This window comes from Ideonella sp. P3_A4 (assembly GCF_056403075.1).
This window is the reverse complement of record NZ_JBFUGE010000033.1, coordinates 1-24,922: the sequence shown is the minus strand read 5'-3', so window position 1 is coordinate 24,922 and position 24,922 is coordinate 1. Positions and strand designations below refer to the sequence as shown.

The 24,922-nt window shown below is 67.3% G+C and carries 28 protein-coding genes; 17 read left to right on the top strand and 11 right to left on the bottom strand.

Features of this window, described 5'->3' with window-relative positions; genetic code table 11:
• Together AC1DYI_RS06245 and AC1DYI_RS06240 are read left to right on the top strand one after the other, a co-directional pair.
• A partial coding sequence (locus tag AC1DYI_RS06245; RefSeq protein WP_477203212.1) for a cyanophycin metabolism-associated ABC transporter occupies positions 1-2,022 on the top strand: 2,022 nt, incomplete at its 5' end.
• Positions 2,019-2,510, top strand: a complete 492-nt coding sequence (locus AC1DYI_RS06240) for a cyanophycin metabolism-associated DUF1854 family protein (protein WP_477203211.1) — start codon at positions 2,019-2,021, stop codon at positions 2,508-2,510. The genes AC1DYI_RS06245 and AC1DYI_RS06240, both read left to right, overlap by 4 nt.
• Here the strand turns inward: AC1DYI_RS06240 and AC1DYI_RS06235 are convergent, their stop codons facing one another.
• From AC1DYI_RS06235 to AC1DYI_RS06220, 4 genes are all read right to left on the bottom strand, one after another.
• A complete protein-coding gene (locus AC1DYI_RS06235) occupies positions 2,511-3,617 on the bottom strand; it encodes a DUF3466 family protein (protein ID WP_477203210.1) in 1,107 nt (368 codons plus the stop codon). It lies immediately after the preceding gene.
• Positions 3,618-3,760: 143 nt separating this feature from the next.
• Positions 3,761-4,141 carry a response regulator gene (locus AC1DYI_RS06230; RefSeq protein ID WP_477203209.1) on the bottom strand — a complete coding sequence of 127 codons (381 nt, stop codon included), beginning with the start codon at positions 4,139-4,141 and terminating at the stop codon, positions 3,761-3,763.
• Positions 4,138-5,121, bottom strand: a complete 984-nt coding sequence (gene acuI, locus AC1DYI_RS06225) for an acrylyl-CoA reductase (NADPH) (protein ID WP_477203208.1) — start codon at positions 5,119-5,121, stop codon at positions 4,138-4,140. Before acuI ends, AC1DYI_RS06230 begins: the two co-directional genes overlap by 4 nt.
• Before the next feature lie 11 nt (positions 5,122-5,132).
• Positions 5,133-5,444, bottom strand: a complete 312-nt coding sequence (locus tag AC1DYI_RS06220) for a 2Fe-2S iron-sulfur cluster-binding protein (protein WP_477203207.1) — start codon at positions 5,442-5,444, stop codon at positions 5,133-5,135.
• 51 nt (positions 5,445-5,495) lie between these two features.
• Between AC1DYI_RS06220 and AC1DYI_RS06215 the strand changes: the two genes are divergently transcribed.
• From AC1DYI_RS06215 to AC1DYI_RS06195, 5 genes are read left to right on the top strand one after another with little or no spacing between them, the layout of a single operon-like run.
• Entirely contained in the window at positions 5,496-6,662 is a 1,167-nt protein-coding gene (locus AC1DYI_RS06215; RefSeq protein ID WP_477203206.1) for a CaiB/BaiF CoA transferase family protein, read from the top strand.
• The gene (locus AC1DYI_RS06210) at positions 6,659-8,362 is read left to right on the top strand and encodes an MBL fold metallo-hydrolase (RefSeq protein WP_477203205.1); all 1,704 of its coding nucleotides are present in this window, start codon (positions 6,659-6,661) and stop codon (positions 8,360-8,362) included. Before AC1DYI_RS06215 ends, AC1DYI_RS06210 begins: the two co-directional genes overlap by 4 nt.
• Positions 8,359-8,886, top strand: coding sequence for a GFA family protein (locus AC1DYI_RS06205; protein ID WP_477203204.1), 528 nt, complete (start codon positions 8,359-8,361; stop codon positions 8,884-8,886). The genes AC1DYI_RS06210 and AC1DYI_RS06205 overlap by 4 nt, the downstream gene beginning before the upstream one ends.
• Positions 8,883-9,317: a GNAT family N-acetyltransferase gene (locus AC1DYI_RS06200; protein ID WP_477203203.1), complete on the top strand. Its 435-nt coding sequence runs from the start codon at positions 8,883-8,885 to the stop codon at positions 9,315-9,317. The genes AC1DYI_RS06205 and AC1DYI_RS06200 overlap by 4 nt, the downstream gene beginning before the upstream one ends.
• A 42-nt stretch (positions 9,318-9,359) precedes the next feature.
• Positions 9,360-9,935, top strand: coding sequence for a hypothetical protein (locus AC1DYI_RS06195; protein ID WP_477203202.1), 576 nt, complete (start codon positions 9,360-9,362; stop codon positions 9,933-9,935).
• Positions 9,936-9,952: 17 nt separating this feature from the next.
• Here AC1DYI_RS06195 and AC1DYI_RS06190 read toward each other — a convergent pair whose 3' ends face one another.
• Positions 9,953-10,603 carry a TetR/AcrR family transcriptional regulator gene (locus AC1DYI_RS06190; RefSeq protein WP_477203201.1) on the bottom strand — a complete coding sequence of 217 codons (651 nt, stop codon included), beginning with the start codon at positions 10,601-10,603 and terminating at the stop codon, positions 9,953-9,955.
• Positions 10,604-10,680: 77 nt separating this feature from the next.
• Here AC1DYI_RS06190 and AC1DYI_RS06185 point away from each other — a divergent pair, with 77 nt between their 5' ends.
• Complete coding sequence (locus tag AC1DYI_RS06185) at positions 10,681-11,535, top strand: NmrA family NAD(P)-binding protein (RefSeq protein ID WP_477203200.1); 855 nt, start codon at positions 10,681-10,683, stop codon at positions 11,533-11,535.
• Positions 11,536-11,670: 135 nt separating this feature from the next.
• Positions 11,671-13,554, top strand: a complete 1,884-nt coding sequence (htpG, locus tag AC1DYI_RS06180; RefSeq protein ID WP_477203199.1) for a molecular chaperone HtpG — start codon at positions 11,671-11,673, stop codon at positions 13,552-13,554.
• Here the strand turns inward: htpG and AC1DYI_RS06175 are convergent.
• A complete protein-coding gene (locus AC1DYI_RS06175; RefSeq protein WP_477203198.1) occupies positions 13,551-14,612 on the bottom strand; it encodes a serine/threonine protein kinase in 1,062 nt (353 codons plus the stop codon). The two genes, htpG and AC1DYI_RS06175, sit on opposite strands and share 4 nt — an antisense overlap.
• 21 nt (positions 14,613-14,633) lie before the next feature.
• Entirely contained in the window at positions 14,634-15,359 is a 726-nt protein-coding gene (locus AC1DYI_RS06170; RefSeq protein WP_477203197.1) for an N-acetyltransferase family protein, read from the bottom strand.
• A 333-nt stretch (positions 15,360-15,692) separates the two neighbouring features.
• Here AC1DYI_RS06170 and rplM point away from each other — a divergent pair, with 333 nt between their 5' ends.
• From rplM to erpA, 5 genes are all read left to right on the top strand, one after another.
• Entirely contained in the window at positions 15,693-16,121 is a 429-nt protein-coding gene (rplM, locus tag AC1DYI_RS06165) for a 50S ribosomal protein L13 (protein ID WP_477203196.1), read from the top strand.
• A gap of 9 nt (positions 16,122-16,130) precedes the next feature.
• Complete coding sequence (gene rpsI / locus AC1DYI_RS06160) at positions 16,131-16,523, top strand: 30S ribosomal protein S9 (protein ID WP_477203195.1); 393 nt, start codon at positions 16,131-16,133, stop codon at positions 16,521-16,523.
• Between the two features lie 90 nt (positions 16,524-16,613).
• Positions 16,614-17,336, top strand: coding sequence for a DUF6776 family protein (locus tag AC1DYI_RS06155; RefSeq protein WP_477203194.1), 723 nt, complete (start codon positions 16,614-16,616; stop codon positions 17,334-17,336).
• Positions 17,337-17,409: 73 nt separating this feature from the next.
• Entirely contained in the window at positions 17,410-17,808 is a 399-nt protein-coding gene (locus AC1DYI_RS06150; RefSeq protein WP_477203193.1) for a bactofilin family protein, read from the top strand.
• A 54-nt stretch (positions 17,809-17,862) separates the two neighbouring features.
• Positions 17,863-18,237: an iron-sulfur cluster insertion protein ErpA gene (gene erpA / locus AC1DYI_RS06145; RefSeq protein ID WP_477203192.1), complete on the top strand. Its 375-nt coding sequence runs from the start codon at positions 17,863-17,865 to the stop codon at positions 18,235-18,237.
• Positions 18,238-18,299: 62 nt separating this feature from the next.
• Here erpA and AC1DYI_RS06140 read toward each other — a convergent pair whose 3' ends face one another.
• Together AC1DYI_RS06140 and AC1DYI_RS06135 are read right to left on the bottom strand one after the other, a co-directional pair.
• Positions 18,300-18,695, bottom strand: a complete 396-nt coding sequence (locus AC1DYI_RS06140) for a RidA family protein (protein WP_477203213.1) — start codon at positions 18,693-18,695, stop codon at positions 18,300-18,302.
• 17 nt (positions 18,696-18,712) lie between these two features.
• Complete coding sequence (locus AC1DYI_RS06135) at positions 18,713-20,356, bottom strand: benzoate-CoA ligase family protein (protein ID WP_477203191.1); 1,644 nt, start codon at positions 20,354-20,356, stop codon at positions 18,713-18,715.
• A gap of 146 nt (positions 20,357-20,502) precedes the next feature.
• Here AC1DYI_RS06135 and kynB point away from each other — a divergent pair, with 146 nt between their 5' ends.
• From kynB to kynA, 3 genes are read left to right on the top strand one after another with little or no spacing between them, the layout of a single operon-like run.
• Complete coding sequence (kynB, locus tag AC1DYI_RS06130; RefSeq protein ID WP_477203190.1) at positions 20,503-21,132, top strand: arylformamidase; 630 nt, start codon at positions 20,503-20,505, stop codon at positions 21,130-21,132.
• Between the two features lie 7 nt (positions 21,133-21,139).
• Positions 21,140-22,429 carry a kynureninase gene (gene kynU / locus AC1DYI_RS06125; protein WP_477203189.1) on the top strand — a complete coding sequence of 430 codons (1,290 nt, stop codon included), beginning with the start codon at positions 21,140-21,142 and terminating at the stop codon, positions 22,427-22,429.
• Between the two features lie 17 nt (positions 22,430-22,446).
• Positions 22,447-23,307, top strand: coding sequence for a tryptophan 2,3-dioxygenase (gene kynA, locus AC1DYI_RS06120; protein ID WP_477203188.1), 861 nt, complete (start codon positions 22,447-22,449; stop codon positions 23,305-23,307).
• Between the two features lie 47 nt (positions 23,308-23,354).
• Here kynA and AC1DYI_RS06115 read toward each other — a convergent pair whose 3' ends face one another.
• Both AC1DYI_RS06115 and AC1DYI_RS06110 read right to left on the bottom strand, forming a co-directional pair.
• Positions 23,355-24,479 (bottom strand): ABC transporter substrate-binding protein, encoded by a 1,125-nt coding sequence (locus tag AC1DYI_RS06115; RefSeq protein WP_477203187.1) that lies wholly within the window; start codon positions 24,477-24,479, stop codon positions 23,355-23,357.
• Positions 24,480-24,503: 24 nt separating this feature from the next.
• On the bottom strand, positions 24,504-24,893 hold the full coding sequence (locus AC1DYI_RS06110; protein ID WP_477203186.1) for a hypothetical protein: 390 nt from the start codon (positions 24,891-24,893) through the stop codon (positions 24,504-24,506).
• Positions 24,894-24,922: the final 29 nt, after the last annotated feature.

The window sequence follows — 24,922 nt, the reverse complement described above, 5'->3', positions numbered from 1 at the left end:
GTCCAGGCGCTGCGCCTGGTCAAACGTTTCGAACAGTTGCAACAAGCGCGCGCTTTGGGCGTGGCGCCGGAGGGTGACGACCCCACCCGCTGCCCGAGCTGCCGCGCCCCACTGCCGCCCGACTCGGACGAGTGCCCGATGTGCACCCGCGAGCTGACCGAGCCGCCGTCGACCTGGGTGCTGCTGCGGCTGTGGCGTTTTGCCAGGCCGTACCAGGGCCGCCTGTTGATCGGTTTTCTGCTGACGCTGGCCTCGACCGGGGCGACGCTGGTGCCGCCGTACCTGACGATCCCGCTGATGGACAAGGTGCTGATCCCGTTCCAGAACGGCAAGCAGATCGACCCTGACTATGTGCTGCTGTTGCTGTCGGGGCTGCTGGGCTCGGCGCTGCTGGCCTGGAGCCTGGGCTGGGCCCGGACCTGGCTGTTGGCGCTGGTCTCCGAGCGCATCGCCGCGGACCTGCGCGTCGGCGCCTTCGAGCACCTGCTGCAGCTGTCGCTCGACTACTTCGGCGCCAAACGCACGGGTGATCTGATGAGCCGGATCGGCTCGGAGACCGACAGGATTTCGGTCTTCCTGTCGCTGCACGCGCTCGATTTCGCGACCGACGTGCTGCTGCTGGGCATGACCTCGACGATCCTGTTCTCGGTCAACCCCTGGCTGGCGCTGGTCACCTTGTTGCCGTTGCCCTTCATCGCCTGGATGATCCACATGGTGCGCGACCGGCTGCGCACCGGCTTCGAGAAGATCGACCGCGTGTGGGGCGACGTGACCAACGTGCTGTCCGACACCATTCCCGGCATCCGCGTGGTCAAGGCTTTTGCGCAGGAGTCGCGTGAGGCCGGGCGCTTTCGCGACGCGAACAAGCAGAACCTGGTCGTCAACGACAGGCTGAACAAGACCTGGAGCCTGTTCGGCCCGACGGTGTCGCTGCTGACCGACATTGGCCTGCTGGTCGTCTGGGGCTTCGGCATCTGGCAGGTCAGCAAGGGCGAGATCACCGTCGGTGTGCTGACCGCGTTCATCGCCTACATCGGCCGCTTCTACGGCCGTTTGGATTCGATGAGCCGCATCGTCTCGGTCACGCAAAAGGCCGCGGCTGGCGCGAAGCGCATCTTCGACATCCTCGACCACGTGTCCAACGTGCCCGAGCCGGCCAACCCGGTGAAGATGACCGAGCTGGAAAACGGCGGGCTGCAGGGCGGCGTGACGATGGACGGCATCGGTTTTCGCTACGGCAACCGCTCAGTGATCCGCGGCCTGAACCTCGAGATCAAGCCGGGCGAGATGATCGGCCTGGTCGGCCACAGCGGTTCGGGCAAGAGCACGCTGGTCAACCTGATCTGCCGCTTCTACGACGTGACCGACGGCCGCATCCTGGTCGACGGCATCGACATCCGCCGTTTCGCGGTGTCCGACTATCGGCGCCACATCGGCCTGGTGCTGCAGGAGCCGTTCCTGTTCTTCGGCACCGTGGCCGAGAACATCGCCTACGGCAAACCCGAGGCGACGCGCGAAGAGATCGTCGCCGCGGCGCGCGCCGCACATGCCCACGAGTTCATCCTGCGGCTGCCGCAGGGCTATGACTCGCTGGTCGGCGAGCGCGGCCAGGGCCTGTCGGGCGGCGAGCGCCAGCGCATCTCGATCGCCCGTGCGCTGTTGATCAACCCGCGCCTGCTGATCCTCGACGAGGCCACCTCGGCGGTCGACACCGAGACCGAAAAAGAGATCCAGAAAGCGCTCGACAACCTGGTCCAGGGCCGCACGACGATTGCGATCGCGCACCGCTTGTCGACGCTGCGCAAGGCCGACCGGCTGGTTGTGATGGACCGTGGCGTGGTGGTCGAGGTTGGACCGCACGACGAACTGATGGCCCGGCAGGGCGCTTATTGGCGGCTGTACGAAGCCCAGGCCCGCAAGGCCGAGGCCGAACGCAGCGACGGCGAAGGCACCGACCACGACGCGGTGGTGATCGCCCACAACTTGCTGCAGCCGTCGGCACATACCGAGGCAAGCCAATGAGCGCCGAAGGGTCGGAAATGGGCGAGTTCCAGTTGTCGCGCGACGCGCTGGGCCGGTTGGTTTTCATCGGCGGCGATGGTGCAGTCCACGAAGGCGTCACGCCGGTGCGCGCTTTCCCCATCGGTGCACCCGACGACGGCCTGTCGCTGGTCAGCACCGAAGGCCGCGAGCTGGCCTGGGTGCCGCGGCTGTCCGCGTTGCCGCGGCAGATTCGCGAACTGCTCGACGAGGAACTCGCCAGCCGCGAGTTCACGCCCGAGATCAAGCGCCTGCTGAGCGTGTCGACCTTCTCGACCCCCAGCACCTGGGACGTCGAGACCGACCGCGGTATGACTCAGCTGGTGCTCAAGGGCGAAGAAGACATCCGCCGCCTGCCGAACAGCCACGCGGCCTTGCTGATCACCAGCGGCCACGGCATCGTCTTCAAGGTGCCGAACCTGCTGGCAATGGACCGGCATTCGAAGCGGTTGCTCGAACGCTTCCTGTGATCAGCGCGATGCGGCCCCTGCGACGGGGCTGAACAGGAAGGCGCGAATGGTGCCGCTGGCGCGGTGCCTGCCGGTGGCGGCAATCTGGCCGAGGTCGTTGATGCCAGCCGCCGTCTCGATCTGCCACTGCGCGCGGTCCGCATCGCTCAGCATGTCGTTGAGGTCGTAGGGGGCCGTGCCGTCGTAGAGGAACGCATGCTTTTCGGTGTTGGCCACCTCGGTTGCACCGACCACCCAGCCCGCTTCGTTGATTGCCAGGGCCTTGGCGTAGGCGGCGCCGTCGAGCATCGGCAGCGCCGTCATCGTGCCCTTCTTGTAGATGAACGGTACCTCCAGGCCGTACTGGGACTGGGTCGCCCAACCGACGATGTGGCCACGGTCGTTGATGGCGCTGGCGACCGAGTAGCTGCCGCCCAGCGTGCCGAGGTCTTTCGTGCGGCCGTTTCGGTAGAGGAACGCGTGGGTCTCCCGCGTCCGGCGAACCTCGGACTTGCCCACCACCTCGTCTGAAGCGTTGATCCCCAGCGCTTCGCTGTTGTGGCCGCCCAGGCTGCCAATCTCCAGCATCACGCCGTCGTGGAAGAACAAGGCGCGCACGCGGCCCTTGGCAGTCTTCCCGGAGCCCGCCACGTGACCGCTCGCGTTGATGCCATAGCCGATGGACCACAACGTGCAGCCGCCGCAGCCGTCTTGGTCGAAACCCGGGATCCTGGCGAGGGCGGTGCCGTCGAAGGTGTAGGCGTGCGCGGCGAACCCGCTGGCCATCAAGTCGTCCGAATAGCCGGTGGCCACGCCAGCATCGTTCAAGGCGTAGACGCTGTTTTGCGGGAAATTCGGGTACTCGTGCAGGCGCGGAACGGCACTGCACTGCGCCGGCGTGCACAGGTAGGCGGCACTTTCGATGTAGTTCGCCCAATTCACGTAATTGACGCCAACGACGCCCTGGTTGTTGATCGACGTCGCTTCCGTGCTGTAGTGACCGCTGCGCGGCACCGGCAGCAACTGGACCTGGTAGTTGGGTGGTGCAGCGACCGAGCCGGCCGTCAGCGCGGCCAATGAACAGGTGAGGAACAGCGGGCGCAGCGATGCGCCGATTCGACGGGTCATGGATCGCCTCCTTGTTGGACGCACGAGCTCATGCGGCGCTGAATCGTGGCACGCGGCACGGTGCATTGGCATGCCCATCTGCCCGCCGATTTAGGGGGGCGTTGGACGTGGCCGAAGCGTCCTTCGAACGCTTCTCCTGCTGCTCAGCCCGCCCGCACCAGCTGCATCAGCTTGCGGATGTCGATCGGCTTGGTGAACCAGTGGTCGACCAGGTCGAAGGTCGCGGCCACGGTCTTGTCGGCCGGGCTGCCGCCGGTGATCGCGATCAGCACGATGTCGTTGCCGTGCCGGTCGCGCAGGCGCTGGGCCAGCGTCAGGCCGTCCAGGCCCGGCATCTGGATGTCCAGCAGCACGCAGTGCGGCTCGAAGCGCTCGATCAGGTCCAGCGCGCTCAGGCCGTCGCTGGCCGAGCGCACGGTGCAACCATGGTCTTCGAGCGCGGCGACCAGCGAGGCCACCGCGTCCGGGTAGTCGTCGATGACGACGATGCGGGTCTCGTCGTCGCGCTCGGTGGCGTCGCTCATCGGTGAACGTCCACCACGGTGCGCCCACGGATGCGGCCGGCCAGCAGGTCGTTGCTGGCCTGCACGACGTCGCTCAAGGCCACCTCGTGCGTCATCTGCGCCAGCTGCGTCGGCTTCAGGTGCTCTGCCAGGAGCGCCCAGGCCCGCTCGCGCACGGCGTTAGTCTGGAACACGCAGTTGATGCCGTACAGCGTCACGCCGCGCAGGATGAAGGGCATCACGGTGCCGGGCAGGTCGCTGCCACCAGCCAGGCCGCAGCCGGCGACCGCGCCGTTCCAACGCGTTTGCGCCAGCGCGTTGACCAGCGTGTGGCTGCCCACTGAATCGACGACCCCAGCCCAGCGCTCGCTCTGCAGCGGCTTGCCGGGCAACGACAACTCGCTGCGGTCGACGATGTGCCGCGCGCCCATCACCCGCAGGTAGTCGGCCTCTTGCGGCCGGCCGGTCGAGGCGGTCACTTCGAAACCCAGGCCGGCCAGCAGTGCCACCGCGACCGAGCCGACGCCGCCGGTCGCGCCGGTGACCAGCACCTCGCCGTCACCGGGCTTCAGGCCATGCTTTTGCAGCGCCATCACACACAGTGCGGCGGTATAGCCGGCGGTCGCCACCACCATCGAATCGCGGGTCGTGAAGCGCTGGGGCAGACGCAGCAACCAGCCGGCTTTCAAGCTGGCCTTCTCGGCCAGGCCACCCCAGGCGGTTTCGCCCAGGCCCCAGCCGTTGACGACGACCCGATCGCCAACCTGCCAGGCCGCATCGTCGCTGTGCTCGACCACGCCGGCCAGGTCGATGCCCGGCACCATCGGCCAGTTGCGCACGATCGCACCGCGGCCGGTCACCGCCAGCGCATCCTTGTAGTTGAGGCTCGAATAGTCGACGCGCACCCGCACATCACCGGCCGGCAATTCGGACTCGTCCAGCTCGGCGAACGCCGCCTGGGTCTGCTTGTCGTGCTGGGTCAGCATGAGTGCCTTGAACATCGAATGACCTCCTACGGCAATGGCGATGCCTGGCTGGCAAAAGGCGCGTCGATGGTCACGTCGCCGTCGGCGAGCGCCACGCAGGGCAGGATCCAACCCTCGGCCTTTTCCTCGGCCAACAAACCAGGCCAGTCGACGCGGTAGCGCACCTGGCCTTGCAGCAGCTTGCAGCGGCAGGCGCGGCAGCTGCCGTTGCGGCAAGAGCGCGGCAGCCGCACCCCGGCCGCTTGCGCCGCTTCGAGCAGGCTCTGGCCAGGCGCGATCGGTACCGTCCAGCCTTGCGGCGTGATGAGCAAACTAGGGGAGGGGGCGCGCGCTTCCACCGGCCCGATGCTAGCCTTCCCGTCCCGAAATGACGACAAGGCGCAGGAGCAATGGGTCCCTTGCATGGACTGAGGGTGATCGAGCTGGCGAGCATCGGCCCCGGCCCGATGTGCGCGATGCTGCTGGCTGACCTCGGCGCCGAGGTGGTGCGCATCGATCGCCTCGAGCCGAGCGGGCTGGGTGTGCCGGTCGATACGCGCTTCGACGTGCCCGGCCGCGGCCGGCGGTCGATCGCGCTCGACCTCAAGAGTGACGGTGGCCGCGAAGCGGCACGCCGGCTGATTGGCTCGGCCGACGTGCTGATCGAGGGCTGGCGCCCGGGCGTGGCCGAGCGCCTGGGCCTGGGGCCCGAAGACTGCCACGCCCGCCACCCGGGTCTGGTCTACGGCCGCATGACCGGCTATGGGCAAACCGGCCCGCTGGCACAGACGGCCGGCCACGACATCAACTACATCGCGCTGACCGGCGCGTTGCACGCCATTGGTGGCAACGACGGCCAAAAGGCCCCGGTGCCGCCGCTGAACTTGGTCGGCGACTACGGCGGCGGCGCGCTGTACCTCGCGTTCGGAGTGCTGGCCGCGTTGTTCGAGCGCCAGCGCTCGGGCCGTGGCCAGGTGGTGGATGCGGCGATGGTCGACGGGGTCGGCTCGCTGCTGGCGCTGTTCCACGGCCTGGCCGCTGGCGGCCTGTGGGACGCGAGCCAGCGTGCCGCCAACCTGCTGGACGGCGGCGCGCCTTTCTATGCCACCTATGAGACGGCCGATGGCGGCTGGCTGGCGGTCGGCGCACTGGAGCCGAAATTCTTCGCCGAGCTGGCGCAACGTGTGGGGCTGGATGCTCGATTCGTCCAGCGCCAGTACGACCGCCGGTTGTGGCCCGAGATGCGCGAGGCGCTCGCCACCATCCTGCGGGGCCGGCCGCGCGACGAGTGGACCGCACTGTTCGACGGCAGCGACGCCTGCGTGACGCCGGTGCTGTCGATGACCGAGGCGGCGCAGCACCCGCAGGCGCAGCAACGCCAGGCGTTTGTCGAGGTCGACGGCGTCGTGCAGCCGGCGCCCGCGCCACGCTTCGGTCGCAGCCGGCCCGGCACGCCGCGGCCGGCACCGGCCGTCGGCCAGCACACCCGCGAGCTGCTGGGCGAGGCCGGCTACAGCGAGGCCGAGATCGCCACGCTGCTGGCAGGAGGAAGCGCCAGGCAGACAATGCCGGCATGAGTGCCAACCCTGCTGCCGACAAGCCCGTTGTTCCCGACGACCGCGACGCTGAGGGCGCGCGACGCGCTGCCAGCGTGATCGTGTTGCGCGAAGGTGCCGACGGCGCGCCCGAGGTGCTGCTGCTGCGCCGCGCCGAGCGTGACGACGACATGCGCAGCGGGGTCTGGGTCTTCCCCGGTGGTGTGCTCGACGCGGAAGACGAGGCGCTGGCCGCCCGCTGCGATGGCGACACCGAGGCCAACGCGAACGACCGGCTGGGCCTGGACGCTGGCGCGCTGGCCTACACGGTGGCGGCGCTGCGCGAATGTTTCGAAGAAGTTGGCCTGCTGTACACGACCGCCGGTGATGCCGATGGTGCGGCGCGTGAGCGTACGCTGGTGCGCCGTGGCGAAGACTTCGTCGCGTTGTGCGAGCGCCATCACCTGCGGCTGGACGCCGGGGCGCTGGCTTATCACAGCCACTGGTTGACGCCGCCGGGTATGCCCAAGCGGTTCGACACCCGTTTCTTCGTCGCCCGCGCGCCGCAGGGCCAGGCCCCGGTGGTCGACGCCGGCGAGGCGCTCGAGTCGGTCTGGTTAACGCCGGCGCAGGCACTGGAAAAAGAGCGAGCGCTGAAGCTGTTGCCGGTGACCCGCGAAACGCTGAAGGACCTGGCCCGGTTTGCCAGCGTGTCCGACTGCCTGGCCGACGCGCGCACCCGCCGCCAACCGCCGCGCATGATGCCGCGTCTGGGCCGCGACGCGGCCGGCAAGGTGCGGCCTGTGCTGCCGGGCGAATGGGCGTACGCCGAGATCGGCCGGCTCGACCCGGTGGGCCTGGGCAACGTCTGCTTCGAACTGCCGCCGCTGCAGCCGGTACGCCTGTCGGACCGCGTCACGCGCGTCACTTGCTCGAACGGGTCAGTGATGACCGGCCCCGGCACCAACACCTACCTCGTCCGCTCGCCGGGCAGCCAGGAGGTGACGGTGATCGACCCCGGCCCCGCCGACGATCACACCGATGACCACCTGCAGGCGGTGGTGGCCGCCGCGGCGCCGGGCAAGATCGTGCGCATCGTCGTCACCCACACCCACAAAGACCATTCGCCGGCGGCGCTCCGGCTGGCGGCCCTGACCGGCGCGCCCTTGATCGGCTGCGTGGCCGATCACCCCGAGTGGCAGGACACGGCTTTCCACCCGCAACAAACGCCCGTCGATGGCGAGCGGTTGGAGCTGGGGCCGAATGCCACGCTGCGCGCGGTGGCCACGCCGGGCCACGCGTCGAACCACATCTGCTGGTTGCTCGAAGAGGAAGGGCTGCTGTTCACTGGCGACCATGTGATGCAGGGCTCGACCGTGGTCATCAACCCGCCGGACGGCGACATGGCGGCTTACCTCGCGTCGCTGGAAAAGCTGTTGGCCATCGATGGCCTGCAATGGTTCGCGCCCGGCCACGGCTTCTTGATGGCCGAGCCGCAAACGGAGGTGCGCAGGCTGGTGCAGCACCGGCTGGCGCGCGAAGCCAAGGTGGCAGCCGCGCTGCGGGCGGCCGGCCACGGCACGCCCGAAGCGCTGGTGCCCACGGTGTATGGCGACGTGCCGAGTTCGCGCCACGCGATTGCGGCGCGCTCGCTGACCGCGCACTTGATCAAGCTCGAGCAGGACGGCCGCGTGGCTCGCGAGGCCGGGGTCTGGCATTGGCGGCAGGAGGCCGGCGCGTGAGCGAGGCGGTGGCGTTTGCGCTGGAAGGTGGCTGTGACTGCAAGGCCATCCGCTACCGAATGGAAACGCGCCCGCTGTTCGTGCACTGCTGCCATTGCCGCTGGTGCCAGCGCGAGACCGGCGCGTCGTTCGCACTGAACGCGATGATCGAGTCCGACCGGCTGACGCTGCTGGCGGGCGCGCCGACGAAAGTGCACACGCCATCGGCCAGTGGCGCCGGCCAGCAGATCTGGCGCTGCCCGCAGTGCTGGGTCGCGCTGTGGAGTCACTACGCTGGCGCGGGTTCGGCGGTCAGCTTCGTGAGGGTCGGCACGCTCGACGAACCCGATCGCCTGCCGCCGGACATCCACATCTTCACGGCGTCCAAACAGCCTTGGGTGGTGTTGCCGCCAGGCATACCGGCGGTGCCCGAGTACTACGACCGCGCTCAGTACTGGCCGCCCGTCAGCTTGGCCCGTGGCACGGCGTTGCGGGCCCGGATCCAGGCCGAGAAGGCGGCGGCTTCGCCACGGAACCCGGAATGACGACGTCCTTTGAACTGACGGTTCATGACCAGCCCTGGCGCGAGGCTGCGTTGGTCGTCGACGGGGGTCTGGGCGAGGCCAACGAGCAGGCCGCCCCGATGCACGAGGTGCAGGCCCTGCAGTGTTTCGTTCGCACGCCGGAGGGCGAGGTGATCGGCGGCGCTGTCGGCCGCACCTGGGGCCGCTGTGCCGAGCTGCAGCAGCTGTGGGTCTCGCCCGCGCAACGCGGCCAGGGCCTGGGCACGCGGCTGGTGCGTGCTTTCGAGCAACGGGCGCAGGAGCGGGGCTGCCGGGTGTTCTACCTGGACACCTTCAGCTTCCAGGCGCCGGCGTTGTACCGTTCGCTCGGCTATGAGGCCGTGGCCAGCATCGAAGGCTTTGGTGATGGCATCACCAAGCACCTGATGACGCGTGTGTTGCCGGCGCCTTGAGCGCCGAAGTTTGAAACGAGGAACACCACTGTGGGCTATGCCTTGTCCTGGTTGGCCGTGCGCGGCAAATTGCCCGAGCAGGTGCTGGCCGACCTGAACGCCACGCCGACCGGTGCTGAGATCGACTTTGCCGAGCGACGTTTGGGCGGCCGCAAGCTGCGCAGCGGTTGGTACGCGGTGTTCGCCAAACAGACCGATCACCCGTGGATGGACCCGGACACCTTGAGCGTGCTGTCGGCCAGCGCCGAGTTGCTGGCCTGCACGGTCGACGAAAACCGGCTGTTCACGAGCACCGAACTGTGGCGCGCCGGCGAGCAGGTCTGGCAGGTGCTGCACGATGGCCAGCAGGCCTACGACCACTTGCGCATCGTCGGCGAACCGCCGGCACCGTTCGCCGGCATCGCGGTCGACCACCGCAAGCTGCAGGCGGCGGCCGGTGGCGCCAAGGCGGCGATCGACCATATGTTCCAAGTGCCGCCGAAGCTGGCGCAGCGCGTGACCGGCTTCAAGCACGATGAGGGTGATGCCGGCGCCGAGGCGCTTTGGACCGAGCTGCACGATGGGCCGGTGCTGCCCAAACCCACCGAAGCGCCCAAGCCCTGGTGGAAGCGCTGGTAGCTCGTCCCGCCCCTGGCTCAGGCTGGTCCGAACAGCGACGAGGTGACCATCTGCTTGTAGGCGGTCAGCAGCCGTTTGGCCTCGGCCTTCGGCACGCCCAACGCTAAGCGCACCGTGGCCTCGCCCAGGTGCCAGGCCAGGAAGGCCGCTGAAGACAGGTCCTTGCCGGCGGGCCGCACACGCGCCAGCGCCTGGGCCAGTAACGCACCACACGCGGCCGACTCTTTCAACTCGATCTCGCGCAACGCCGGGTCGGCCTGCAGGCCGGACCAGACCTCGCGCACCACCGGCTCGGCGGCGCAGATCTCGAAGTATTCGTCGACCAGTTGCTCGAAGGCGCGGCGCAGCGCGGGCAGGTCCTGCGCTTCGGCGAATGCGGCCTCGATGCAGCCGCGGCTGGCGTCGAAATGCTTTTGCGCCAGGCTGTGCATCAGCGCGGCCTTGTCCGGGAAGTACTGGTAGAGCGAGCCGATCGAGATGCCGGCCTGCTTGGCCACCTCGCTCATGCGCAGGTGCTCGCTGCCGCCGCTCGTCAGCAACTCTGCAGCGATGCCGAGGATGTGCTCTTGCCGCGCGCGGCTGCGGTCTTGCACCGGCCGGCGGCCGGTCGTGGCGGGGGGCGTCGGGTCGACCGAGGCGGGCGCTTTCGCTGGCGGATTTCTTCCCATGGCAGTTGACGACCAAAAGATGAGTGTTTATCATCTTTAAAAGTGAGGTTGTCTCACTTTATCAGGAGCGATACGCCATGACCACTTTCTCGACCTCGGATGCACAGGTTCTCGTCTTGGGCGCCACTGGCAAGACCGGCCGCCGGGTACTGCAACAACTCCAAGCGCAGGGCGTGCGGGTTCGTGCCGGCTCTCGCAGCGGCCAGCCGGCCTTCGACTGGGAGCTGCCCGACACCTGGCCCGGCGCCTTGGTGGGCTGCACCAGCGTTTACGTCAGCTACCAGCCCGACCTGGCGGTGCCCGGTGCGCTGGCAACCGTGACGGCGTTCTTCGCTGCCGCCAAGCGGGCGAATGTCCAGCACATCGTCTTGCTGTCCGGCCGCGGCGAGGTCGAGGCAGAACAGGCCGAGCAGGCACTCGCCGCGTCCGGCGTGCCCTGGACGGTGCTGCGCGCCAGCTGGTTTGCGCAGAACTTCAGCGAGGGCTTCTTCCAGGAGCCGTTGCAGCACGGCGGGGTGCTCGCGCTGCCGGTGTCGGACGTCGCCGAGCCCTTTGTCGATGTCGACGACATCGCGGACGTAGCGGTGGCGGCGCTCACCGAACCGGGGCATCAGGGCAAGCTCTATGAATTGACTGGCCCCGAAGCGCTGACTTTTGCGCAGGCGGTGGACGAGATCGCGCGGGCCACCGGCCGCCCGCTGCAGTTCATGCCGGTGCCGGCAGAAGCCTTTCGCGTCGAGATGCTGAAAGCCGGCACGCCTGCCGAGGCGGTCGATCTGGTGCTGTACCTGTTCGCCACGGTGCTGGACGGCCGCAACATCAGGCCGGCCGACGGTGTGCAGCAGGCCCTGGGCCGCGCGCCGAGACCGTTTGCCGCCTATGCCCGCGCGGCGGCTGAGGCCGGGGCTTGGGCGGCGCCTGCACTGGGCTAGACTCGCGCGCCATTGGCAGGGGGCTGAGGCGGGGCTTGAAAGCCCCGACCGTTGACCCCACCTGCCGCCGGTGCGCGCCGATTGCCTTCTGTCATGGGCCGGCGTGCGTGACCCGCCACCTCTGAGCCGAACACCATGAGCAAGCACACCCACGCCTTCCAGGCCGAAGTCAAGCAGATCCTGCACCTCGTCACCCACTCGCTGTACTCGAACAAGGAGATCTTCCTGCGCGAGCTGGTCTCCAACGCGTCCGACGCCTGCGACAAGCTGCGCTTCGAGGCGCTGGACAAGCCCGAGCTGTTCGAAGACCAGCCGAACCTCGAGATCAAGGTGCTGTTCGACCCCGAGGCGAAGACCGTCACGATCCGCGACAACGGCGTCGGCATGAGCGCCGAAGAAGCTGCGTCGCACCTGGGCACGATTGCCAAGAGCGGCACGCGCGAGTTCATGGCCCAGCTGGAAGGCGACAAGAAGAAGGACGCCAACCTGATCGGCCAGTTCGGCGTCGGCTTCTACTCCGGCTTCATCGTGGCCGACCGCATCACCGTCGAATCACGCCGCGCCGGCTTGCCGGCGAGTGAGGGCATGCGCTGGAGCTCCGAAGGCACCGGCGAATACGACCTGGAGACGATCGACAAGCCGACCCGCGGCACCGACGTGGTCCTGCACCTGCGCGACGAGGAGGCCGAGTTCCTCGCGGCGTGGAAGCTGCGCTCGATCATCTCGAAGTACTCCGACCACATCTCGCTGCCCATCCTGATGCGCAAGGAGGAGTGGGACCAGGAGGCCGCCAAGTATGTTGCCAAGGGTGACGAGTGGGAAACCGTCAACAAGGCGGCGGCGCTGTGGGCCCGGCCCAAGAGCGAGGTCACCGACGCCGAGTACCAGGAGTTCTACAAGCAACTGAGCTACGACGCGCAGGCGCCGCTGGCCTACACCCACAACCGGGTCGAAGGCCGCAGCGAATACACCCAGCTGTTGTACATCCCGGCCAAGGCGCCCTACGATCTGTGGAACCGCGACAAGCGCGGCGGCGTCAAGCTGTATGTCAAGCGCGTCTTCATCATGGATGACGCCGAGGCGCTGATGCCGGTGTACCTGCGCTTCGTCAAGGGCGTGATCGACTCGGCCGACCTGCCGCTGAACGTCAGCCGCGAGCTGCTGCAGGAAAGCCGCGACGTGAAGGCGATCCGCGAAGGCTCGACCAAGCGCGTGCTGAGCATGCTCGAAGGCCTGGCCGATAGCGACAGCGCCGATGACAAGACCAAGTACCAGGCTTTCTGGAACGAGTTCGGCGCGGTGCTGAAAGAAGGCATCGGCGAAGACCACCAGAACCAGGAGCGTCTGGCCAAGCTCTTCCGCTTCGCTTCGACTCATGCCGACGAGGGTGTATCGCTGGCCGACTACGTCCAGCGCATGAAGGAAGGCCAGGAGGTGATCTACGTGATCACCGCCGACACGCTGGCCGCCGCCAAGTCCAGCCCGCAGCTCGAGATCTTCCGCAAGAAGGGCCTCGAGGTGCTGCTGCTGACCGACCGCGTCGACGAGTGGCTGCTGTCGCACCTGCACGAGTTCGACGGCCACACGCTGCAAAGCGTGACCAAGGGCGCGTTCGACCTCGGCAAGCTGCAGGACGAGGAAGAAAAGAAGCAGGCCGAGGCCGTGGCCGAGACCTTCAAGCCAGTGCTGGAGCGCTTGAAAGAAACGCTGAAGGACCGCGCCAAGGACGTGCGCGTGACGAGCCGCCTGGTCGACTCACCCGCCTGCCTGGTCGTCGAAGAGGGCGACATGAGCGCCCACCTGGCCCGCATGCTGAAACAGGCCGGCCAGGACGCGCCGGCGTCGAAGCCGGTGCTCGAAGTGAACCCCGAACACGCGTTGGTCAAGCGCCTGGACAGCGACCCGCGCTTCGACGACCTCGCACAGATCCTGTTCGACCAGGCGCTGCTGGCTGAAGGCGGCCAGCTCGAAAACCCGGCGGCTTATGTGCAGCGGGTGACGAAGCTATTGGCTTCCTAAGCCGCAGCGTCCTGCATCCGTTCGACCTGCTCGCGCAAGTCGGCGGCCTGCTGGTTCCAGTAGGACGGGCTTGCAAACCACGGGAAGGCGATCGGGAAGGCCGGGTCGCGCCAGCGTTCGGCCAGCCAGGCGCTGTGGTGGACCATGCGCAACGTGCGCAGCGGTTCGATCAGCAGCAGCTCGCGGTCGTCGAAATCCATGAAGTCGCGGTAGCCATCGAGCAGGTGGTGCAGGGCGGCGTCGACCGCACCGCGCTCGCCGGGTAGCAGCATCCACAGGTCCTGGATCGCCGGGCCCATGCAGCAGTCGTCGAGGTCGACGAAGTGCGGCCCGGCGCCGACGCCCTCGTCGCGCCAGAGCACGTTGCCGGCGTGGCAGTCGCCATGCAGCCGCAGGTGGCGCGGCGGGCCATGGCGCTCGAAGGCCTGGTCGACGGCCTCCAGCGCGGCGGCGCTGGCGTTGATCCAGCCGCGGTCGATCTCAGGGTCGACAAAGCCCAGCTCGATCAAGCGCTCGCGTGGCCGGTGGCCGAAGGTCTGCACGTCGAGTGCGCGCCTGTGCGCGAACGTGTCGCGCGCGCCGATCAGGTGCATGCGGGCGAGCAGTCGGCCGATCCACGCCAGGGTGTCGGGCTGTTCCAGTTCGGGTGCGCGGCCGGCCCAGCGTTCGCTGACCGAGAAGCGGAACACTTGGCCGGGTGCGACATCCTGACCGGGGGCGACGTGGTAGTGGCCCAGCGTGGGCGTGTCGGCGGACAAGGTCAGGGCGGGGCCGTCGATGCTCAAAGGCAGCGGCGGCACGACCGGCAGTTCGGCCTTGGCCAGTTCGGCGGCAAAGCGGTGTTCTTCGGCGATCTGCGCGTCGCTCCAGCGGTGCGGGCGATAGAACTTCGCAACGATCACCCGCCCGTCGTCGAGCGGCACCTGGTAGACGCGGTTCTCGTACGAATTGAGCTGCAGCAGCCGGCCGTCGCAGGGGAAGCCCGCATCCTGCAATGCGCCCAGCACGGCGGCCGGGTCCAGGTCGGCGTAGGGGGCGTCGGTGCTGTGGTCAGGCATCGGCGCATGGTAAGCGCCAGCTCACTCGATCGTCGAATCCCGCACCTTGCGGATGCCGGCCTTGATTTCGACGAACAGGTGGCGCAGTTGGTCCACCCGTTGGGCGTTGCTCTTCAGTTGGTAGTCGATCTCGGCAGCCCGGCTTTCGACCATCGCCTCGATCACCGAGCCCAGCGTTTCAGGCGGCAGGCGCAGCCGGGCCTCGGCTTCGCCGCCCTCTCGCTCGACGGTGGCACCGGCGTTGCGCGCGATCTTCAGCATTGCAGCGTTCTCGCTCAGCGCGTGGATGATCATCGTGTCGACCCCGCGGTTGCGAGCGTGCAGCACTGCGTGGTCGAACAAGCGCGCGCCGTAGCCGCGGCCTCGCGCCTTGGTCAGCACCGACACGCCAAACTCGGCCGCCTGGCGCAGGCGAGTCGAATCCGGCAGGTAGGCGAGGTGGGCCTGGGCGATCAGTTCGAGCCGGCGGTTGAAGATGYCGAACACCTCGTCCCGATCGAAATCGAGCAGGTCCACATAGCGGCTGACCTGGGCGTCACTGGCGGCATAGCCGAAGCGAAGGTAACGGTCTTCTGGGGCCAAAGACAGCAAGTGAGCGAGCACTTTTGGTCTGTGGCGTTGCGCGAGGGAGCGGATCGGAATCCACCTGAAAGCCGGCGCGGTGGCGACCGGTGAAGTGCCCGGCGGCTGGTCGGCGTGCGGGGTGTGCACGTCGGCTGGCTCCGAGCGATCGTCGGGCTGGCCCATGGGGGTGGCCTCCTGGATCTTGGTGATAACCCTAGTCTAACGAGGCCGATTAAGGAGTGGGCTCCAATGCCCCCCGAACGCCCTTGGGCCTGCCGCTTGGCGAAGGGCTGGCCTGCGGTATACTCGCGGGCTTTCCCGTTATTCGGCGGGGAGAACGGGCTTTGCCCGCATTGCACGCGACTCAAGTTGCAAGCTCTGTGGCGCGAGGTACCCGGTGTGCCTGAGAGGTCGCCGGTCGAGTCTGCTGTTGAAGCGGGCTGGGCCTCCAAGCGGCGCCGAAGGAGCCGGACGAGCCGTTCAGACAGCCGTTTTTTTTCTCATCAAGAGACCCTCATGAAGACCTTCAGCGCCAAGCCGGCCGAAGTGACGCACGAGTGGCTTGTGATTGACGCCACCGACAAGGTGCTCGGACGTGTTGCCAGCGAAGTGGCACTCCGTTTGCGCGGCAAGCACAAGGCCATCTACACGCCTCACGTCGACACCGGTGATTTCATCATCATCCTGAACGCCGACAAGATCCGCGTCACTGGCAACAAGGCCAACGACAAGGTGTACTACCGCCATTCGGGCCACCCGGGCGGCATCTACGCCACCAAGTTCAAGGACATGCAAGCCAAGCATCCGGGCCGCGCCCTGGAAAAGGCCGTCAAGGGCATGCTGCCCAAGGGCCCGCTCGGCTACGCGATGATCAAGAAGCTGAAGGTGTATGCGGGCGATACGCACCCGCACGCCGCCCAGCAGCCCAAGGCGCTGGAAATCTAAGGAGCGGTGATGATCGGTAATTGGAACTATGGCACCGGCCGCCGCAAATCGTCGGTCGCCCGCGTCTTCATCAAGAAGGGCACCGGCCAGATCGTCGTCAACGGCAAGACCGTCGACGAATATTTCGGCCGTCAGACCTCGATCATGATCGTCAAGCAGCCGCTGCTGCTGACGAACAATGGCGAGGCCTTCGACATCAAGGTCAACGTGCACGGTGGCGGTGAATCCGGCCAGGCCGGCGCCGTTCGCCACGGCATCACCCGTGCGCTGATCGACTACGACGCCGCGCTGAAGCCTGACCTGAGCCGTGCCGGCTTCGTGACGCGTGACGCGCGTGAAGTCGAACGTAAGAAGGTCGGTCTGCACGGCGCTCGCCGCCGTAAGCAGTTCAGCAAGCGCTGATCCCCGCTTCAACGACACGTTCGTTGTCCCCAACGAAAGGCCGCTCATGCGGCCTTTCGCGTCTTCAGGCCCCGTTCACCTCCGGACACGATGCGCTTCAAGCTGTTGCGTCGCCGCCTGTCGATCAGTGCCCCGCGCATGATCGTGCGCAGCCATCTACCCTGGCCGTTGCGCTGGGCCCTGTATGCCGTCGCGCTGGGTTTCTCGGCAGCCATTGCGTTGTGGGCCTTCGAGTTCGGCAAAGACATTGCCGGCCTCGACCGGGGCTCGAAAGAGGAAGTGACGCGGCTCAAAGCCGAACTGGACGGCCTGCGTGAGGAGTCCGGGCGTGCGCAGGCCATCGCCAACACGGCCGACAGCCTGCTGAAGGCCGAGAAGGTGGCGCAAGAGCGGCTCGCGGCCCAACTGAAGCAGGCGGAGGCGGAGAATCTGGCGCTGAAGGCCGATCTGGGCTTCTTCGAGCGTTTGCTGCCCGTGGGCGGAAGCGCGTCCGTTGGCAGCGCGCTGGTGGTGCGGGCGTTCCAGGTTGAGCCGGCCGGCGCCAATCAGTTGCGCTATCAGTTGCTGGTGATGCAAAACGGCAAGCCGTCGACGCCGTTCGAAGGGCGCTACGAGTTGACGCTGAGCGGCCAACTCAACGGTGAACCCTGGTCGGACAGCCTGCCAGGCGGTGCCAAAACCCTGCAGGTGAAACAGTATGCACGGGTCGAAGGACGCATCGACCACCCCGAGGGGGCCGTGGTAAAAACAGTGCAAGTGAGGGTGTTGAACGGCTCAGGTGCCGTCATGGCCACGCAGATGGCCAAGCTTTGATGCGGCCCAGCGCCGGTGCACGCGGCGCGATGAAGGCACGCGACGAGTTGGGAAAGCAGCAAAGGACACACCCATGTGGTTCAGTAAGAAACAACCCCCCATTCGCAGCCTGATCGGTGAAGGCACCGCGGTTCATGGTGAACTGCGCTTTGGCGATGGCCTGCGCATCGACGGCGAGGTGCATGGCGACGTGATAGCCGCTGGCGATCGCCCAACCTTGCTCGTGATCAGCGAAAATGCCCGGGTACATGGCAGGGTGATCGCCGGCCATGTGATCATCAACGGGCAAATTGTTGGGCCCGTTCATTCGACGGAGCTGCTGGAAATTCAGCCCAAGGCCCGAATTGCCGGCGAAGTTCGCTATGAGACCCTTGAAATGCATCAAGGCGCCACCATTGATGGTGAACTGCGTCACCATTCGAGCCAGGGCGAAAAGCCCGCGCTGATCCTGGCTGCTTCGAACGACGCATGATGGCTGCCCGAGCCCTGACCTGAAGATTGATCTCTGTTCCCGAAGGAAGTCCCCATGAGCGCCCTGGCCGAAATCTCCACCCCTGACACCGGCGTGATGCCCGCTCCGATCCTGTTCACCGACAGCGCTGCCGCCAAGGTGGCTGACCTGGTGGCTGAAGAGGGCAACCCGGACCTGAAGCTGCGCGTGTTCGTGCAGGGCGGCGGCTGCTCGGGCTTCCAGTACGGCTTCACCTTCGATGAAATCGTCAACGAAGACGACACGCAGATGAGCAAGAACGGCGTCACGCTGCTGATCGACGCGATGAGCCTGCAGTACCTGATGGGCGCCGAGATCGACTACAAGGAAGACCTGCAGGGCGCCCAGTTCGTGATCAAGAACCCGAATGCCTCGACGACCTGCGGCTGCGGTTCGAGCTTCTCGGTCTGATCGCGCCAGCTGCCAAGCACAGGCCACCTCCGKGTGGCCTTTGTCATTGATGGGCCGACCGATCAGCCCGGAATAACCGCCGTGACCTCGATCTCGACCTTCGCGCGCGCTTCGATCAGCGCTGCGACCTGCACCGCCGTCATCGCGATCGCGTAAGAGCCGATCGTGTCGCGGAACACGGCGCCGATTTCCTTGCCGCGGGCCAGGTACTCGCTGCGGTCGACCAGGTACCAGGTCATGCGCACGATGTGGTCAGGTGTGGCGCCGGCTTCGGCCAGCACGGCGATCACGTTCAGCAGCGCCTGCCGGGTCTGTTCGACCAGGTCGTCCGTGTCGAACGCGCAGTCGGCGTTCCAGCCGATCTGGCCGGCGACGAAGACTTGCGTGCCGCGTGCGGCCACGCCGTTGACATAGCCGCGTGGCGGCGCCCAGTGCGAGGGTTGCAGGACCTTGTGCATCGTCTTGTCTTTCTTGTTCAAGTGGGTTGGCGCAGGCGGAAGCGCTGCAGCTTGCCGGTCTCGGTGCGCGGCAGTTGAGCGAGGTATTCGATTGCCCGCGGGTACTTGTACGGCGCGATCGACTGCTTGATGAAGTCCTGCAGCGTCTTGGTCATCGCCTCGTCGCCCTGGTGGCCGGGCTTCAGCACGACAAAGGCTTTGACGATCTGGCCGCGGTCGGCATCGGCCAGCCCGATCACGCCGCATTCGGCCACCGCGGGGTGCAGCAGCAGCGCGCTTTCGACCTCGGGCCCGGCGATGTTGTAGCCGCCGCTGATGATCATGTCGTCGGTGCGGGCCTGGTAGACGTACTGGCCGTCGGTGTCGACCAGGTAGGCGTCGCCGGTCAGGTTCCAGCCGTTCTGCACGTACTGGCGCTGGCGGTCGTCGGCCAGGTACTTGCAGCCCGTCGGGCCCTTGACGGCGAGCCGGCCCACTTGGCCTGGCGGCAGTTCGCGGCCTTCGTCGTCGACGATGCAGGCGCGGTAGCCAGGCACCGGCAGGCCAGTCGCGCCGGCACGAGCGAGAGTCTCGTTGGCCGAGATGAAGATGTGCAGCATTTCGGTCGAGCCGATGCCGTCGATGATCTCGATGCCGGTCGTGTCGCGCCACAGCTTGCGCGTAGCGGCGGGTAAGGCCTCGCCAGCCGAGACGCACTTGCGCAGCGAGCCAAGGTCGTGCTTCGGTCCGCCGTTGGCCATCGCCATCGCGATGGCGCGGTAGGACGTCGGCGCGGTGAAGCAGACGGTCGCGCGATAGCGCTCGATCGCGGCCGGCAGCGTGTCCGGCGTCGCCTTCTCGATCAACACCGTCGAGGCGCCGACCGACATCGGGAACAGCAGCAGGCCACCAAGCCCGAAGGTGAAGGCCAGCGGCGGGCTGCCGATGAAGATGTCGTCACGCGTTGCGCGCAGCACGTGCGCCGGCCAGCAGGCGCAGGCCGCCATCACGTCGCGGTGGAAGTGCATCGTCGCCTTCGGCGTGCCGGTCGTGCCCGAGGTGAAGGCCATCAGGCAGACGTCGTCGGACGAGGTGGTGACCGCGTCGAAGCGGTCCGGCCGCTGGGCGGCGCGGGCCTCCATCGCGTCGGGCGCATCGCTGTGGAACAGCACGACCTCGCGCAGGCTCGCCGCGCCGCCATCGGCGCGCGCCAGCTGCAGCTCATCGGCCAGCCGCGCATCGCACAGGGCATGGGTGATCTGCGCCTTGTCGACGATCTGCCTCAGCTCCTTGGCGCGCAGCAGCGGCATCGAGCCGACCGCGATGCCGCCGGCCTTGACCACGGCCAGCCAGCAGGCTGCGAGCATCGGCGTGTTCGCGCCGCGCAGCAGCACGCGGTTGCCGCTGACCAAGCCGAGTCCTTCGACCAGTTCATTGGCGATGCGGTTGACCTGGGCTTGCAGCTCGGCGTAGGTCCAGCGCACGCCTTCGCCCTGGATCGCGAGGCGCTCGCCTTCGCCCTGGGCCACACGTGCATCGAGCAGCGCCCCCGCGCAGTTGAGGTGATCGGCAAAACGCAGCTCGGGCAGGTCGAACACCAGCTCGGGCCATTGCTCCGGTGGCGGTAGGCGGTCGCGCGCAAACGTATCGACAAGGGCGCTGGGCAGCAGCGGCAAGGGCATGGAACGGGCTCCCAGGTTGGGCTGACCAAAATCTAGGTCGAATTACTTCACTTGTCAACTATTCAGGTCTATACTTTTTCCGAACCCGGCTGAGGTGACCCTGCGTTGCCTTGCCGCCGCCTCACCCCTCGCCCTATGCTGGCCCGATGAGCAAACGCCTCTGGGACATTTCGCCCCCCGTGCACGCTGGTGCCCCGGTCTTTCCGGGCGACACCGCCTACCGCCAGGAGTGGGTCGCCACGATCACGCCCGGCTGCCCGGTCAACGTGTCGGCGATCACGCTGTCGCCGCATGTCGGCGCGCATGCCGATGCGCCGCTGCATTACGACCCCGAAGGCGCGCCGATCGGCGCCGTCGACCTGCTGCCCTACCTGGGCCGCTGCCGCGTGATCCATGCGATCGACTGCGGCCCGCTGGTGCGCCCCGAGCACGTTGCGCACGCGTTGGCCGATCTGCCGCCGCGCGTGCTGGTACGCACCTACAAGAAGGCGCCGCAGGACCATTTCGACAACGACCTGCCGGCCTTCGACGCCGCCGTGATCGAGGCGTTCGCCGAACGCGGCGTGCTGCTCGTGGGCATCGACACCTCCAGCGTCGACCCGGCCGCGAGCAAGGAGCTGCCGAGCCACCAAGTGCTGCGGCGCCGCAATGTGCGCGTGCTCGAAAACCTGGTGCTCGACGACGTGCCCGAAGGCGACTACGAGCTGATCGCCTTGCCTTTGAAACTGATCACTGCGGACGCCTCACCGGTCCGCGCCGTGTTACGAGAGCTGTGAGCCAACGATGACCGAACCCTTGACCCGACAGGCCTGCGCCGCGCTCGACGCGGCCGATCCGCTGCGCTCTTTGCGCACCTTGTTCACGCTGCCCGACGGCGTGAACTACCTCGATGGCAATTCGCTCGGTGTGCTGCCCGCCGCTGCGCCGGCTCGTGCCGCGCAGGTGGTGCAGCAGGAGTGGGGCGACGGCCTGATTCGCAGCTGGAACACCGCCGGCTGGATCACGCTGCCGCAGCGCGTGGGCGACAAGATCGGCCGCCTGGTCGGCGCGAAGCCGGGTGAGCTGGTGACGGCCGATTCAACCTCGATCAACCTGTACAAGGTGCTCAGCGCGGCGATCGAGATCGCCAAGCGGGACCAGCCGGGCCGCAAGGTGATCCTGTCCGAGCGCAGCAACTTTCCGACCGATCTGTACATCGCGCAGTCGCTGGCCAAGCAGCACGGCTTCGAACTGGAGTTGGCGACAGGCGAGCAGATCGCGGCGCGGCTGGACGAGCGCGTCGCGGTGCTGATGCTGACGCAAGTGAACTACCGCACAGGCGCGATCCACGACATGGCGGCGCTGACCGCGCAGGCGCATGCCAAGGGCGCGCTGGCGCTGTGGGACCTGTGCCATTCGGCCGGTGCACTGCCGGTCGACCTGAATGGCGCGGATGCCGACTTCGCAATCGGCTGCGGCTACAAGTACCTGAACGGCGGCCCTGGGGCTCCCGCGTTCGTCTGGGCTCACCCACGCCACGCAAGCCGTTTCTGGCAGCCGCTGTCGGGTTGGATGGGCCATGCGTCGCCGTTTACCTTCGACACTGACTACCGGCCGGCCGAAGGCGTTTCGCGCTATCTCTGCGGCACGCCGTCGGTGATCGGCCTGTCGGTGCTCGAATGTGGCGTCGACACGCTGCTGGCGGCCGAACCGATGGGCGGCATGGCGGCGCTGCGCGAGAAGTCGCTTGCGCTGACCGACCTGTTCCTCGCGCAGGTCGACGCGCGCTGCGCCGGCCATGGCCTGCGCTCGGTGACACCGGCCGACCGCCAGCGCCGCGGCAGCCAAGTCTCGCTGGCCTGTCCGGGCGTCTCCGGCTATGCGGTGATGCAGGCGCTGATTGCTCGCGGCGTGATCGGCGACTTCCGCGCCGGCGATGGCACGGACGCTGAACCCGACCTGCTGCGCTTCGGCTTCACGCCGCTGTATACCCGCTACGTCGATGTGTTCGACGCAGTCACCGCGCTGGCCGAGATCCTGTCGACCGAACAATGGCGCGAGGCGCGCTTCAACCAGAAGGCAGCGGTGACATGAGCGACCAGGGATGCCCGATGGGTCATGGCGCCACGAGTGCGCCGCGGGGCGAATCCATCGTCAAAGAGGAGGGCGCCCAGCTCGACTTCTCGCGCGACATGAGCTACGCCGACTACCTGCACCTGGACGCGGTGCTGAACGCCCAGCAGCCGCTCTCGCCCGACCACAACGAGATGCTGTTCATCGTGCAGCACCAGACCAGCGAGCTGTGGATGAAGCTGATGCTGCACGAGCTGCGAGCGGCGGTGAAGGCGATCGCGACGGACCAGTTGCCGCCGGCCTTCAAGATGCTGGCCCGCGTCTCGAAGATCATGGAGCAGCTGGTGCACGCCTGGGACGTGCTGGCGACGATGACGCCGCCCGAGTACTCGGCCATCCGGCCCTACCTCGCGCAGTCCAGCGGCTTCCAGAGCTGGCAGTACCGCTGCATCGAGTTCAGCCTGGGCAACAAGAACCCGGCGATGCTGCAGCCGCATGCGCACCGGCCGGATCTGCTGGCCGTCGTCGAGACCGCGTGGAAAGCGCCGTCGCTGTACGACGAGTCGCTGCGTCTGCTGGCGCGCCGCGGCGTCGCCGTGCCGGCCAGCCACCTCGAACGCGACTGGACCCAGCCCTACGAAGCCAACCCGGGCGTCGAGCAGGCCTGGCTGCAGGTCTATCGAAAGCCCGAGGCGAACTGGGATCTTTACCAGCTGGGCGAAGAGCTGACCGACCTCGAGGACGCGTTTCGCCTCTGGCGCTTCCGCCACGTGACGACTGTCGAACGCGTGATCGGCTTCAAGCGCGGCACCGGCGGCACCGGCGGCGTCAGCTACCTGCGCAAGATGCTGGACACGGTGCTGTTCCCGGAGATCTGGACGCTACGCACCAGCCTCTGAACGAACAAGGGGCCGTGAGGCCCCTTGTGATGAAGAGAGGTGGTTGGTCAGCCGGCGATGCGGCCGAAGCGGTCGACCACCACGAGGTCGACGTACTGCGAGCCCTGGCTGCTGCCCGACTCGTAGGCCACGCGGTAGCCGCCCAGGTCGACCTTCAGGTTGGCCAGCGAATCGCGGATGCGCTGGCGGCTGACGTCGCCGCCCTTCAGTGCCGCCGCACGAGCCGCCTCGACGGCCACGCGCCCGGCGATGTAGCCCTCGAGCACGGTGACGCCCATCTTCGCGCTGGCGTTGACGGCCGCCACATCGCGGGTGCATTGCGACACGACACCGATACCCAGTGCGGTGGGGCGCGGCACCACCAGGCTCATCACGACGCTGCGGCCAACGGTCTGCACGCCGTTGATCAGGTCCTGCCCCGCCAGCGAAGTGGCGAAGAACATGCCGGGGAACCCACCATCGTTCATGTGCTTCATGATCGCCAGCACCGGCGTGGCATTGGTCGTGAAGACCACGCAATCGAGCTTGGCGGCGAGCAGCTGCTTCGCTGCGCCTTCGATGTCCTTGGCGTTGCGGTCGACACCGATCGCGATCGGTGACTTGATGCCGGCGCTGTCCATCACCGCGGTCATCGTTGCGAGATTGATCTTCGAGGTGTCCTGCAGATAAACGTAGCCGACCTTGTTGAAGCCGAAGGTCTTCAAGTAATTGATCATCTGCCGGTATTCGACGTCGTAGCCAGCCCGCACGTGCGCGGTGCCAGGCTGGCCGCTGCCGCGGATGCCCATGTTGCCGCTGGCGGTGCCGATCATCGCGATCTGGTTGTCCTGCATCAGTTGCAGGCAGTCCTGGGCGCCGATGCCGCTCGTGAAGCCGACCAGCGCCGCGGCGCCGACGTCGATCAGGCTCTTGGCGTTGGACACCACGCGTTCTTTGACACCGCCGTCGTCGAGCGCCAGCAGTTCGAAATTCAGGCCGGTTGAGCCCTCGGCTTTGTTGGCGGCTGCCAGCGCGGCGTTCAGGCCCAGGTTGACGTCTTTGCCGTACTGGGTCTGCGTCCCGGTCAGCGAGGCCGATTGGCCGATGCGCACGGCCTTGCCGGCGGCGAAACCCAAGCTGGGCAAGGTGGCGCAACCTGCAGCGCCGGCGATCATGAAATGGCGGCGTTGCATGCTGCGCTCCCTTGAATCAGAAAATCAGCCGACCAGGCGACCGTAACGGTCGACGGCCATCAGGTCGACAAACTTGGAGCCTTGCGCTCCGCCGCCGTAGTCGACACGGAAGCCACCCAGGTCGGTGCGCAGTCCACCCAGCACTTCGCCGAAGCGGGCTCGGCTCAACCGGCCGCTGCTGATCGCAGAGTGCGTCGCTTCGACGGCGATGCGGCCGACGATGTAGCCCTCCAGCGTGGTCACGCCGACTCGGGCGCCGTTGTTCAGCAGCGCCAGGTCGCCGTGGTGGTAGGCCGGCTTGGCAGGGATCTTCGTCTTCGGGGCCGATGCCTTCGCCGCCGTCTTTCGAGCGGGCGTGGTCGGCCGGGTTGGCTTCGCGGCCTTGACGATCGGAGGCGGTTGTCGGCTGCTCATGTTGACAACCATAACATTCGGTCGTATGT

Excerpts from the sequence above, each read along its gene's own strand:
- AC1DYI_RS06240 (WP_477203211.1), top strand. The coding sequence starts at position 2,019 with ATGAGCGCCGAAGGGTCGGAAATGGGCGAGTTCCAGTTGTCGCGCGAC.
- AC1DYI_RS06235 (WP_477203210.1), bottom strand. The coding sequence starts at position 3,617 with ATGACCCGTCGAATCGGCGCATCGCTGCGCCCGCTGTTCCTCACCTGT.
- AC1DYI_RS06230 (WP_477203209.1), bottom strand. The coding sequence starts at position 4,141 with ATGAGCGACGCCACCGAGCGCGACGACGAGACCCGCATCGTCGTCATC.
- acuI (WP_477203208.1), bottom strand. The coding sequence starts at position 5,121 with ATGTTCAAGGCACTCATGCTGACCCAGCACGACAAGCAGACCCAGGCG.
- AC1DYI_RS06215 (WP_477203206.1), top strand. The coding sequence starts at position 5,496 with ATGGGTCCCTTGCATGGACTGAGGGTGATCGAGCTGGCGAGCATCGGC.
- AC1DYI_RS06210 (WP_477203205.1), top strand. The coding sequence starts at position 6,659 with ATGAGTGCCAACCCTGCTGCCGACAAGCCCGTTGTTCCCGACGACCGC.
- AC1DYI_RS06200 (WP_477203203.1), top strand. The coding sequence starts at position 8,883 with ATGACGACGTCCTTTGAACTGACGGTTCATGACCAGCCCTGGCGCGAG.
- AC1DYI_RS06190 (WP_477203201.1), bottom strand. The coding sequence starts at position 10,603 with ATGGGAAGAAATCCGCCAGCGAAAGCGCCCGCCTCGGTCGACCCGACG.
- AC1DYI_RS06185 (WP_477203200.1), top strand. The coding sequence starts at position 10,681 with ATGACCACTTTCTCGACCTCGGATGCACAGGTTCTCGTCTTGGGCGCC.
- htpG (WP_477203199.1), top strand. The coding sequence starts at position 11,671 with ATGAGCAAGCACACCCACGCCTTCCAGGCCGAAGTCAAGCAGATCCTG.
- AC1DYI_RS06175 (WP_477203198.1), bottom strand. The coding sequence starts at position 14,612 with ATGCCTGACCACAGCACCGACGCCCCCTACGCCGACCTGGACCCGGCC.
- rplM (WP_477203196.1), top strand. The coding sequence starts at position 15,693 with ATGAAGACCTTCAGCGCCAAGCCGGCCGAAGTGACGCACGAGTGGCTT.
- rpsI (WP_477203195.1), top strand. The coding sequence starts at position 16,131 with ATGATCGGTAATTGGAACTATGGCACCGGCCGCCGCAAATCGTCGGTC.
- AC1DYI_RS06155 (WP_477203194.1), top strand. The coding sequence starts at position 16,614 with ATGCGCTTCAAGCTGTTGCGTCGCCGCCTGTCGATCAGTGCCCCGCGC.
- AC1DYI_RS06150 (WP_477203193.1), top strand. The coding sequence starts at position 17,410 with ATGTGGTTCAGTAAGAAACAACCCCCCATTCGCAGCCTGATCGGTGAA.
- erpA (WP_477203192.1), top strand. The coding sequence starts at position 17,863 with ATGAGCGCCCTGGCCGAAATCTCCACCCCTGACACCGGCGTGATGCCC.
- AC1DYI_RS06140 (WP_477203213.1), bottom strand. The coding sequence starts at position 18,695 with ATGCACAAGGTCCTGCAACCCTCGCACTGGGCGCCGCCACGCGGCTAT.
- AC1DYI_RS06135 (WP_477203191.1), bottom strand. The coding sequence starts at position 20,356 with ATGCCCTTGCCGCTGCTGCCCAGCGCCCTTGTCGATACGTTTGCGCGC.
- kynB (WP_477203190.1), top strand. The coding sequence starts at position 20,503 with ATGAGCAAACGCCTCTGGGACATTTCGCCCCCCGTGCACGCTGGTGCC.
- kynU (WP_477203189.1), top strand. The coding sequence starts at position 21,140 with ATGACCGAACCCTTGACCCGACAGGCCTGCGCCGCGCTCGACGCGGCC.
- kynA (WP_477203188.1), top strand. The coding sequence starts at position 22,447 with ATGGGTCATGGCGCCACGAGTGCGCCGCGGGGCGAATCCATCGTCAAA.
- AC1DYI_RS06115 (WP_477203187.1), bottom strand. The coding sequence starts at position 24,479 with ATGCAACGCCGCCATTTCATGATCGCCGGCGCTGCAGGTTGCGCCACC.
- AC1DYI_RS06110 (WP_477203186.1), bottom strand. The coding sequence starts at position 24,893 with ATGAGCAGCCGACAACCGCCTCCGATCGTCAAGGCCGCGAAGCCAACC.